11 protein-coding genes are annotated in these 9,888 nt (G+C 60.1%); 2 read left to right on the top strand and 9 right to left on the bottom strand.

The window, feature by feature from the left end; translation table 11 throughout:
* On the bottom strand, positions 1-1,033 hold a 1,033-nt coding region (locus ACV229_RS34315), incomplete at its 3' end, for a MalY/PatB family protein (protein WP_448087520.1).
* A gap of 221 nt (positions 1,034-1,254) precedes the next feature.
* Between ACV229_RS34315 and ACV229_RS34310 the strand changes: the two genes are divergently transcribed.
* On the top strand, positions 1,255-2,151 hold the full coding sequence (locus ACV229_RS34310) for a LysR family transcriptional regulator (RefSeq protein ID WP_448087519.1): 897 nt from the start codon (positions 1,255-1,257) through the stop codon (positions 2,149-2,151).
* Between the two features lie 113 nt (positions 2,152-2,264).
* On the opposite strand, the gene ACV229_RS34305 is transcribed toward ACV229_RS34310, so the two are convergent.
* The 7 genes from ACV229_RS34305 to ACV229_RS34275 all read right to left on the bottom strand — a co-directional run bounded on the left by ACV229_RS34305 (position 2,265) and on the right by ACV229_RS34275 (position 7,815).
* A complete protein-coding gene (locus ACV229_RS34305) occupies positions 2,265-3,464 on the bottom strand; it encodes an MFS transporter (protein WP_448087518.1) in 1,200 nt (399 codons plus the stop codon).
* A gap of 64 nt (positions 3,465-3,528) precedes the next feature.
* On the bottom strand, positions 3,529-4,044 hold the full coding sequence (locus ACV229_RS34300; RefSeq protein ID WP_448087517.1) for a nuclear transport factor 2 family protein: 516 nt from the start codon (positions 4,042-4,044) through the stop codon (positions 3,529-3,531).
* A 75-nt stretch (positions 4,045-4,119) separates the two neighbouring features.
* Positions 4,120-5,157, bottom strand: a complete 1,038-nt coding sequence (locus tag ACV229_RS34295) for an alcohol dehydrogenase (protein ID WP_448087516.1) — start codon at positions 5,155-5,157, stop codon at positions 4,120-4,122.
* Positions 5,158-5,221: 64 nt separating this feature from the next.
* Entirely contained in the window at positions 5,222-6,379 is a 1,158-nt protein-coding gene (locus ACV229_RS34290; RefSeq protein WP_448087515.1) for a flavin monoamine oxidase family protein, read from the bottom strand.
* Between the two features lie 2 nt (positions 6,380-6,381).
* Positions 6,382-7,050, bottom strand: coding sequence for a cupin domain-containing protein (locus ACV229_RS34285; RefSeq protein ID WP_448087514.1), 669 nt, complete (start codon positions 7,048-7,050; stop codon positions 6,382-6,384).
* 77 nt (positions 7,051-7,127) lie between these two features.
* Positions 7,128-7,472, bottom strand: coding sequence for a carboxymuconolactone decarboxylase family protein (locus tag ACV229_RS34280; RefSeq protein WP_448087513.1), 345 nt, complete (start codon positions 7,470-7,472; stop codon positions 7,128-7,130).
* A 61-nt stretch (positions 7,473-7,533) separates the two neighbouring features.
* Positions 7,534-7,815, bottom strand: a complete 282-nt coding sequence (locus ACV229_RS34275; RefSeq protein ID WP_448087512.1) for a hypothetical protein — start codon at positions 7,813-7,815, stop codon at positions 7,534-7,536.
* 251 nt (positions 7,816-8,066) lie between these two features.
* Between ACV229_RS34275 and gcvA the strand changes: the two genes are divergently transcribed.
* Complete coding sequence (gcvA, locus tag ACV229_RS34270; protein ID WP_448087511.1) at positions 8,067-8,999, top strand: transcriptional regulator GcvA; 933 nt, start codon at positions 8,067-8,069, stop codon at positions 8,997-8,999.
* A gap of 22 nt (positions 9,000-9,021) precedes the next feature.
* Here gcvA and ACV229_RS34265 read toward each other — a convergent pair whose 3' ends face one another.
* Positions 9,022-9,813 (bottom strand): substrate-binding domain-containing protein, encoded by a 792-nt coding sequence (locus ACV229_RS34265; RefSeq protein ID WP_448087510.1) that lies wholly within the window; start codon positions 9,811-9,813, stop codon positions 9,022-9,024.
* Positions 9,814-9,888 lie beyond the last annotated feature (75 nt).

Genomic DNA, 9,888 nt, shown 5'->3' with positions numbered 1-9,888 from the left:
GCCCTTTGTCGAGCCAAAGCCTCGCCCTGGTCAGCATGAACTTGTTGAGATCCTCCGCATCCATCCCCAACCCACGGCAGTCCATCCAGGCCAGATAGAGAGAGTCTGCCGGCAGCACCTTGATCATTGAAGTCATCTCGCTGACGGCGTTGCGGAAGTGGGCGTGATTCACGCGCAGATAGCCCAGCATCTCTTCGAGCCACGACTCGCCGTGTGCATAGGCAGCCTCGGCCGCGACCATGCCGAGCGTGTTGACTAGCGGGAACATGTTTCTGTCGTACTGTCGAAGCAATTCCTCGCGCAGACGCCGGTTCGGCACGAAGACATTCGCGCTTTGCAGACCGGGCAAGTTGAACGTCTTGCTCGGCGCCGTGCAGGTGATGCTGTTCTGCGCGAACGTCTCTCCAAGCGAAGCGAACGGAATGTGCTTCTTCGCAGGGTTGATGATCAGGTCCTGATGGATTTCGTCCGAGATGACAAGCACGCCGTGCCGCAGACAGATCTCTCCCATGGCGCGCAGCTCGTCCTCGGACCAAACATTGCCTGTCGGATTGTGGGGATGGCTGAGGATGAAGAGCTTCGTGTTGTCCCGGATCGCCGCTTCGAACGTCTTTTCGTTGAAGCGATAGCCCGCCTCCGTTCGTTCGAGCGGAGCGAAGGCCAGATGACGTCCGTTCATCAAAACGTCGTTGTGGAAGTGGGCATAGACCGGAGGCTGAATCAGCACCGTATCGCCCGGCGAGGAGAAAGCCTGCACGGCGGTCTTCAGTGTGGTGATGATGCCCGACGTCTGCACCACCCATTCTTTGGCGACGTCCCAGCCGAACCGCTTGGCTTGCCAGCCGACGACCGCATTCACATAGCTGTCGGTCGCGCCACCAGGGTAGCCGAAAACGCCGTGCTCCACCGCCTCGTGCAGCGCCTCGATCACGGGTTGGGGCGCACGAAAGTCCATATCTGCAACCCACATGGGCAACGGGTTCGCAGCAGATTCGTCTGCCGAAAGAAGTTTTTCAGCAATCGCCCATTTCATCGAGTTTGAATTCTTGCGATCGGCCACTTGATCGAATACGCAAGCAACGTTTCGAGCCGAAGCGTCGTTTCTCATCTCTGTGGAGCATGCCTTCACTATTTGTTCCTCGTTTCAATATGATGGCGCGCACGGGACGCGGCCTTGAATTTCGGTCAGAATAGCAACGCTCTTCCATGAGCAGAAATGGTATGTTTTCATAGAACAATGAACGGAGATCATGGATGCTAGACCGTCAACAGCTTGCCATCCTGCTGGAAGTCGATCGGCTAGGTAGCGTCACCGCAGCCGCTGAACGACTCAACGTCACGCAGTCCGCGCTTTCGCACATGGTCCGAAAGATGGAAGATCTGCACGGCATCAAAATTTGGACAAAGAGCGGGCGGACGCTCCGCTTTACGCAGGCCGGGGAGTATCTGCTCGCGTTGGCGCAGCGGGTATTGCCGCAGATCGATCACGCCGAGCGTGTGCTTGTCGATTTCGCGGAAGGCAGGCGTGGCGCGCTGCGCATCGGCATGGAGTGCCACCCATGCCAAAAGTGGCTCTCGAGGCTTACGCCGCGGTACCTTGCCACTTGGCCGGACGTAAACTTCGACGTGCGTACGGCATTCCGCTTCGATGGCGTTGCGGCACTTTCGGGTCACGAAATCGACCTGCTCATTACGCCTGATCCCATCGACTTGCCGGACATCCGATTTACGCCTGTCATCGACTACGAGCTTGTCCTGGTTGTGCATGAAGCACATCCGCTGGCTGCGCGCGCCTTCGCTCAACCTCGTGACCTGCTCGGCGAAGAACTGATCACCGTTCCCGTCAGCGAAGACAGACTGGACATCTATACGCGCTTCCTTATCCCGGCTCATTGCAAACCGAAAAACCATAGAACCGCGGAAGCGACCGATCTCATGCTTCAACTCGTCGCCGCGGGACGCGGCGTTTCAGTCCTGCCGGATTGGCTCGTTCATGAAGAAGGCGCGGATCTGCCGATTCGTGCGGTGCGGCTTGGCAAGCGCGGCATCAGCAAGAGCATCAATCTAGGCATCCGCCGCGGTGAAGAGGAAATCGCATATATCGCCGGCTTCGTGTCGATCGCGCGAGAGATGGGTGTCAGTCGAGGTTGATGCGAAACACGATTGAAACCGTCGAAGGTGGCAAAGAAATTATCGTCGGCCGGCAGCGACGATGTGGAAGGCCCCTTTCCCACTTTTGAAAGTTGGCCGTACCCTCCGGTCCGTCAGGTGGCAATTTCCCTGCTGCGCGCCGCGGCCGAGACGGTCAGGATGAAGACCGCCAGTGCAAGCGGAACGAATGACACCCAGAGCACAGCGTTCCATCCGTAGGCGGTCAACAGGCCGCCCGACAGGAAAGAACCGAGCGCTATCGTTCCGAACACGATGAAGTCGTTCAGCGATTGCACGCGGGCTTTTTCTTCGGGCCTATGACATTCGAGTACAAGAGCCGATGCGCCCACAAAACCGAAGTTCCAACCTACGCCTAGCAAGATGAGCGTCAGCCAAAAGTGCGCTACGTCCACGCCCATCAAACCGACTGCCGCTGAGAGCGCAGTGAGCATCAGACCTGCCGTCACGACTCTCTGCGCACCGAAACGGCTAATCAACCGGCCGGTAAAAAAGCTCGGCGCATACATCGCGATGACGTGCCATTGAATACCGAGGTTGGACGATGTCTGTGACAGACCACACATCTGCATCGCCAACGGTGCGGCCGTCATTAGGAAGTTCATCAGAAGGTAGGACACTGCCGCGCAAACAACAGCAGTCACCAACAGCGGCTGGCGAACAATGACGCGCATCGGGCGGCCGCCGGCAGCCTGAGCCTTCGACGGCATCGGCAGTCGCACTCCGAGCAGGACGAATGCTGACAAAGCCGCGACTGCGGCTTGCGCCACAAAGGTCGCCGCGAACGCATGCGGTGCCCACAAGTTCATCGTATAGGTGACGAGCTGCGGTCCAATCACACCGGCGAAGACACCGCCAGCCATAACGAACGATAACGCGCGCGAGCGGAGGTCCGGCTGCACGCAATCCGCGGCCGCAAAACGGAAGGACAAGACCACGGCCGCATAGGCGCCGCCGAAGAACATCGCCGTGCAGAACAGTGAGTATGAGCCCACTACGACTGCCAGGGCGGCGAGCAAACCGACAAGCACGCCGCATCCTGTTCCCAGCAGAAAGGCGGCACGCCGCCCAAAGCGTTGGGCAATGGTCCCTGCGGGTAACGAGCACGCCGCCATTCCCACGACAAAGATCGAGATCGGCAGCGTCGCGAGGGCGCGATTAGGCGCCAGCGCGTTCCCTACGATCGCGCCCGTCGCATAGACAACAGTCGAATTCGCGCCGGCGAGTGCCTGCGCGATAGTGAGCCTTGCGACATTGCCGTTCGCGTGAGCATAAAGATCGTCGTTAGGATGCACTATGCGCCTTCGCCATCATCAGGACCATTCAGAATTTGATTTAACGTAAACTGGACAGCAGAATTCAGTAGCCGCTCTTCGCGGGTTTCGCATCGATCTGCCACGTTTCGCTGACGACGCGGGCGTCGCGATACGTCAGCACATAGCGCACGTGGATCGGCTGCTTGCCTTCGAACACGACATTGGCCGTAACGCTGGCGCCCTTCGGATTGGAAGCCTCCTCGATCCCATCTACCGATACCTTCATCGGTCCCTGGGCCTTCAAGAATTTTTCCCAGACGCCGCGAATGGCATCGACGCCCGTGTATGTGCCGTCCAGCGGGCCGCCGACCCAATTGAATTGCGCGTTGTCAGCGTAGCCGCGCATCAGCTGCGCGACGTCACCCGACGCGATGGCCTGAAAGTGCTGGTTCGCGTCGGCTGAGGGCAGGTCGGCCAGCGCGGCGGTCGATGCAACTGCGAGGGTGACGGCCAGGGCAAATTTCTTCATTATGGTTCTCCATAAAAGGATTGCTAAGACGATCAGATGGGCTGCGTCGCCGCACACGGGCTCCGGCACATCGCTATCCGGCTCGCGCATGGAGACGCTCTCCTGACCGCACCGTTTCTGGCGCGAATGGACGCGATGGATCGATGGCGACCGAAAACATTTTCGTTACGAAGCGCCATGCGTCTTGCCCATCACCAGGACCATTCGGAATTTGACGTCACCGCGCTTCACTCGCTGGTACGCCGCAAATGCGTCCTCTAGAGGCATCGTCTCGATCATCGGCCGCACGCCGCTCAGCACGCTGAAGTCGAGCGTTCTTTCGCTCTCGTAGGGCGACCCCGTAATTGATCCTGTGATGCCGCGCTCGCCACCGACAAGCTGGCGGGTCGATACCGCCAATGCATCTTGGGCGATACCAAGCACCACCAGTCTCCCTTGTGGGGCGAGGCCGCCAATCACTGCAGACACCGTGGCCGCATTGCCGATCGTCGTCAGGATTGCTTGCGCACCGCCCATATCGGTGAGCTTGGCGGCGGCGTCGTGCTGGTTGGTATCGATATAGACATGCGCGCCCAGAGCCAACGCATCCCTCTCAATGTCTTGGCCACGCCCGATCGCAACGACCTTGAAGCCCATCCGGCGAGCATATTGCAGCGCCATGTGTCCGAGCCCACCAATGCCCAGCACGGCAACCATATCGCCGGCTTGGGCACCCGACTTCTTGAGCGCATTGAAGGTCGCCAAGCCGGCGCATAAGATCGGCGCTGCCTCCTCGGCATTCAGTTCGTCGGGAATGGAAACCAGCCCGGTACTGCGCGCCACCATCATTTCCGCGTAGCCGCCGTCACATGTAACGCCGACCACCGGTTGATTGCGGCAAAGCTGGAACTGCCCGCGCCGGCATTGGTCGCATTCGCTGCAATGTCCGCCGAAGCGGCCAACGCCGACTCGCTGCCCTACTTTCCAGATCGCGGGCGTCCCAGCGCCTATCGATGCGATTCGGCCGATGACTTCATGACCAGGAACGCGTGGCGGCTGCAATGTGGGATCGGCTCTTTCTATATCAGAGGCGTCGGCACCGCAAATGCCGCAAGCTTCGACTTCGATCAATACTTCGCCCGGCCCAGGGGTCGGTATGTTGCGCTCGACCAACTCAAGCGCGCCCGGCTTCGCCACCTGCATGGCTCTATAGGTACTTTTCACGTTCAATATCTCCGTTCTGTTTGCGCAGCAACTCCGAGCTTTCTTAGCGCCGCGTTAATCAGTTTCATCGCCGATGGGCCGAGATCGCATCGAATGAAGCAAGGCCCAATACCGCGCTAACACCCGTACTCGCCGCATCGATGGCACCCGCCACGTAGCCCGGGAACTGCAGCGACCATTCGCTCGCAATTCCGATGAGAGCGTCACGCCAGACACCGGACTCGGCCATTGCCAGCGGCGCGGCCGGATGTCCAACCCCGCCGTTCTGATCTCGCGCGGTCGCGGTCAGCGGATCTTCGGCCCAATCCTTGATGAACTCTTCGCGAGGCCGCGATGCTTGTGAGCCGAACATCCGCGTCAACTGGTCCCTGCAATGGGTGCGCAGCTCATCGTAGGACAGGCGCTTGCGCGCTTGAGCGGAAATCCCGAGAAAGCCAAACAGCGCTGCCTCCCCCCCCACCATCGACGCGTCGTGGATCTCGACAAGCGGACCACAAGTGCTTCGAGCCTCGCCGGAGAGGCTCCGCTCGCGCCAAAACGGATTGTCGTAAACGGCAAGGTACTTGGCGTGGGGTGCCATCCATGTCGCGGTGTCGTTCCAGCCGCGCCGCAGCGCGTCCGGCAATGCAGGCGCGAAATCGATGGTGGCGACCGCTAACCTCGGGGGGACGGCAAGCAGTACCGACTCGGCGCGGTAAGTCGCGAGCTGCCCTTCCAAATCTTCGGCATCTAGCTCGACATGCGTTTCTGTACGACGCATCTGCCGTACATTCTTGCCGATCGCCAGCCGCGCCGTCGGCAACCTCCGCTGCAGAGCGTCGGTCAATGCGCCCATGCCGCCCACCAGACGCATGGAGCGCGGCGACGCTGCGTAGCCGCGCATACGCATTGGCGGCTCGTTCGACAACCGCTCTACAAGCATGTCACCGGTCTCGTGCTGCGCGAACCGTTCCAGGCCCAGGTGCCTCACTAGACGGTCCAGCCTGGGTTGCAGGTCTGGCCAGAACCACGTCGGCCCCAGGTCGAAGCGATTGACGTCATTCGACGCGGAAGCCCCAACAGAGCGAGGCATCCCCGCACGCGATGCTGACATGATGCGGCCGCCCAGCCTCGTGCGAGCTTCCAGGAGCACGTAATCCCGGATGCCCTGCTGCTCGAGAAGATAAGCCGCATATAGGCCGCTCAAACCTGCGCCCACAATGGCGATGCGCGTTGTTTCCATGCCTACGCCCCGACAGTCCAATCGACCGCGTCACTGGTCTTCAGGTAAAGCGTTGCACCGCACGCACCGGCCGCGATCGTCGGACGCTCCCGTCTCGGTGGCCTGATCCAGCTACCGCGCCCGTAGGACACCTTCCCAATCACCACATCTCCGGACAACACCAGCAGTTCGGCGCTGCGCCCCGGTTCAGCGAAGACAACCTCCCCCGGCTCCAGGCGTAGCAGGCAGACTTGCTCGATATCGTTCGAGAACAGCGGGCAGACCTCGTGACCATGTCGGCGCTGCCACGATGCTGGATTGCGGGTATCGATACGGACACGTCGCTGCTCGTCGGCCTGCATCTGCCGAAGCTTGACGAAGATCACGGCGCCATCGCTGCTGGACGGGCGATGACTCGAGCCCGGCGGATTGCGTAGATACCAGCCCGCCGGATAATGCATCGCTTCTTCGGAGAAAACGCCCGACAGAACCAGGACCTCTTCGCCGCCCGGATGTTGATGCTGCGGAAAATAGGAATGAGGAACGTAGCGCACGATGCTGGTCGCGCGGGCATCCTCGCCACCGAGACGGTCCAGCATGACGCGTTCGACACCTGCCTGCGGGGAGGCGACCCATTGATACTCGCGCGGCGTAACGATGGCCCAGCGCGAAAGATCTGCATTCACTAGCATGGGTTCTTTGCCTAAGATTTCACGCATGGGCGGCCGGCCGGTTACCAAACCAACGGTAGCCGCCGCCCTGTCCCGACTTACAAACTGGCTAGTTGCGCGTGAGCCTCGAGCACCCGCGCCGAATAAGCCAGTGCAGCGCCTGCGTTCAGAGCAATAGCAACGCCCAGCGCCTCGGAGATCTCCTCCATCGTGGCACCTTGCTCGACTGCCTTCTTGGTATGCACGGAAATGCAGCCATCGCATCGCGTGGTCACGGCCACCGCCAAAGCGATCAGTTCGTGCACCTTCGGTTCCAGCTTGCCGCTCTTCGCCGCGGCGTTTTCGATCGTCGCTAGCCCTTGCATCACGTCAGGGTTCTGCCCGGCGTACTCGCCTACCCGTTCCAGCAGAGAGGCTCGGTAGCTGTTCCAGTCTTGCATCATTACAACGTCTCCTCACAAGGTCGATAAAGCCGCGTGCCGCAACGACACCCGGCCTGAGAGATCAAGCAACCTGATAAATACGCACGTCCGGTACGGCATCCAGCAGCGGCGTCAGGCCGCCCACCACGTCAGCGGTGAACAGCTCACTTTGCAGATAGGCGTTCGCGTTCCGCTCGCTATCGAAGCCGTGCAGCACTTGGACGTCCTCATCGCGCACCAGCAACTCCTTCGACTTCGCGCCTGCGATCGTGTTGAGGAACGGGGCCTTGTACTTCTCGTAGATTCCCGCCGCGGACGCGCGGTTGGCGCTAGCGATTTTCAGGGTGATCTGCAGATAAACCATATGGCTGCTCCTTGTTACGTGATTACGTGTGACGGTTTGGGCAATCGCCGTTCGATAGACCGATAGACACTACGCCGACAACTTCGAACGTCCGGAAGAAAAACTATCCGTCCGCGCGCCATGTGGTGGACTTGTTGAAGGCCATAGCTCACAGACGCAGCAGGGTGAGACGTTGATTGCATTCTTTGCCGATTCCCGCCCCTCGGCAAACGAGATAAAGTGTCCGCAGGCCAAAGAAAATCTTTACCGCTATGAAATCCCCTGTTCATCTAAACGCGTTGCGTGCGTTCGAAGCCAGTGCCCGCCATCGAAGCTTTGCTGCCGCTGCGACCGAATTGCACGTGACTCCCGCCGCGGTGGGGCAGCTCGTGCGTACATTGGAGGAATGGCTTGGCGTAGCGGTATTCCACCGCACAACGAGCGGACGCGTTCGCCTGATCCCGACAGACGCTGCGGAGCGCGCTTTGCCCGACATTCGCGCAGGTTTCGACAGGCTCACCATAGGGCTCGAGCGGCTGAAAGAGGGATCAGCCAGCGGGATGCTCACCGTAGCCGTCAGCCCCGCCTTTGCCGCGAAGTGGCTGCTGCCTCGCATCGAAAGGTTCCAAGCGGCGTGGCCTGATACAGACGTGCGCCTCGATACCAACTTGAAGCCGGTGGATTTCGTCGCTCAACGCGTCGACATCGGCGTACGCTACGGCACGGGAAGCTGGCCTGGGCTGACGGCGGTCAAGCTGATGGACGAGGAGATGTACCCGGTATGCTCGCCCAAGCTGCTGCACAAGCAGGGACGCTTGCAAAAGCCGAACGACCTAGCGCGCGAGACGTTGATCCACGACCTCTCGATGGACAGCCATACGGACTTTCCCACTTGGGATATATGGCTGCAAAAAGCCGGAGTGACGGGCGTCGCAACGCAACGCGGGATGAAAATCAACAATTCTGCTGCAGTCTTGCAGGCAGCCATTGAGGGCCATGGCATCGCACTTGCTCGCAGTGTGATGTCGAGCGACGATCTGGCGACCGGACGGCTCGTCCGGTTGTTCTCGGAGATAACGTTCGCTTCGCCCTTGGCCTATTACGTCGTGTATCGGGCCGATTGCTCTGGCATGCCGAAACTCGTCGCCTTTCGCGATTGGCTGCTCGACGAGGCTACCGCGTCAGCAAGGAAACGCCCTCACTGACGACACAAGCTTCGGTCGCTGGCTAGTCGTGCCCGTCCTGGTTGCCGGCTTGGTCCACAGTCATCCAGCCCCAGCGGGAGAAAATTGCTGCGCCCGCTTTGGAGCGAAGGAAATCAACGAACTGCTGCGCAGCGGGATTCCCCTTCCCACGCTTGGTCACAGCGACACCAGAATCGCGATAGATCGCGTAACGTGGTTCGATCGGCACCGTCTCAGCAAGAGACGGATTCGACACCTGCCAGATATTCCAGATGAGCCACGCATCGATGTCGGGCTGCGCGGTCCAAGTTTGCCGAGCGATCGCACTATTACCCGCATAACTCACGATATTGCGGCGCATCGCTGCGACCGAACGGACGTCGCCAAGCCGGCCCGCCACGTCTTCCCATACACCATTCTGTCCGGCGCCATTAACGACCAGAATCTTCACACCCGGCTTGAGCAAGTCCGCGATGCCATGAATATTGCGAGGATTGCCGGGGCGAACGAGGATCGCCATTGGACGAAGGTATAAAGGCACCGGGGCTTGAGGCGTTAGCTGGTCGCCCATCGCAACAACGAAGTCGGACATCATCGTCTCCGAGCCGCTGAAGATCAGGTCGGCATCGGCGCGTGCGTGCTCGATCCACGTCGGCGTCGGTCCAGCCGTGACGTCAACGTGCGTACCCGTCTGCTTCTCGAATGCCGCGGCAGCCTCCTTCATCGCCGGCGCCGGGCCGCCAGGCCCATAGGCATGCAACACGGATTGCGGAAATGCGTGTACTGACGACATCGATAATGTCAGCACAGCGGCAATTCGCATGATGGCTTTCATGGTTTCCCTCGACCACGAACTATGCACAAAAACTCCTGAGATAGCGAACTGGTATACTGGAAATTGAATCGATTT

It is taken from the genome of Burkholderia sp. MR1-5-21, assembly GCF_053427715.1.
This window is presented reverse-complemented; position numbering and strand designations above follow the sequence as displayed.

Bases quoted from the DNA above. Each gene is read 5' to 3' on its own strand.
- ACV229_RS34280 (WP_448087513.1), bottom strand. From the start codon at position 7,472: ATGATGCAAGACTGGAACAGCTACCGAGCCTCTCTGCTGGAACGGGTA.
- ACV229_RS34290 (WP_448087515.1), bottom strand. From the start codon at position 6,379: ATGGAAACAACGCGCATCGCCATTGTGGGCGCAGGTTTGAGCGGCCTA.
- ACV229_RS34275 (WP_448087512.1), bottom strand. From the start codon at position 7,815: ATGGTTTATCTGCAGATCACCCTGAAAATCGCTAGCGCCAACCGCGCG.
- gcvA (WP_448087511.1), top strand. From the start codon at position 8,067: ATGAAATCCCCTGTTCATCTAAACGCGTTGCGTGCGTTCGAAGCCAGT.
- ACV229_RS34300 (WP_448087517.1), bottom strand. From the start codon at position 4,044: ATGCGCGAGCCGGATAGCGATGTGCCGGAGCCCGTGTGCGGCGACGCA.
- ACV229_RS34265 (WP_448087510.1), bottom strand. From the start codon at position 9,813: ATGAAAGCCATCATGCGAATTGCCGCTGTGCTGACATTATCGATGTCG.
- ACV229_RS34285 (WP_448087514.1), bottom strand. From the start codon at position 7,050: ATGCTAGTGAATGCAGATCTTTCGCGCTGGGCCATCGTTACGCCGCGC.
- ACV229_RS34310 (WP_448087519.1), top strand. From the start codon at position 1,255: ATGCTAGACCGTCAACAGCTTGCCATCCTGCTGGAAGTCGATCGGCTA.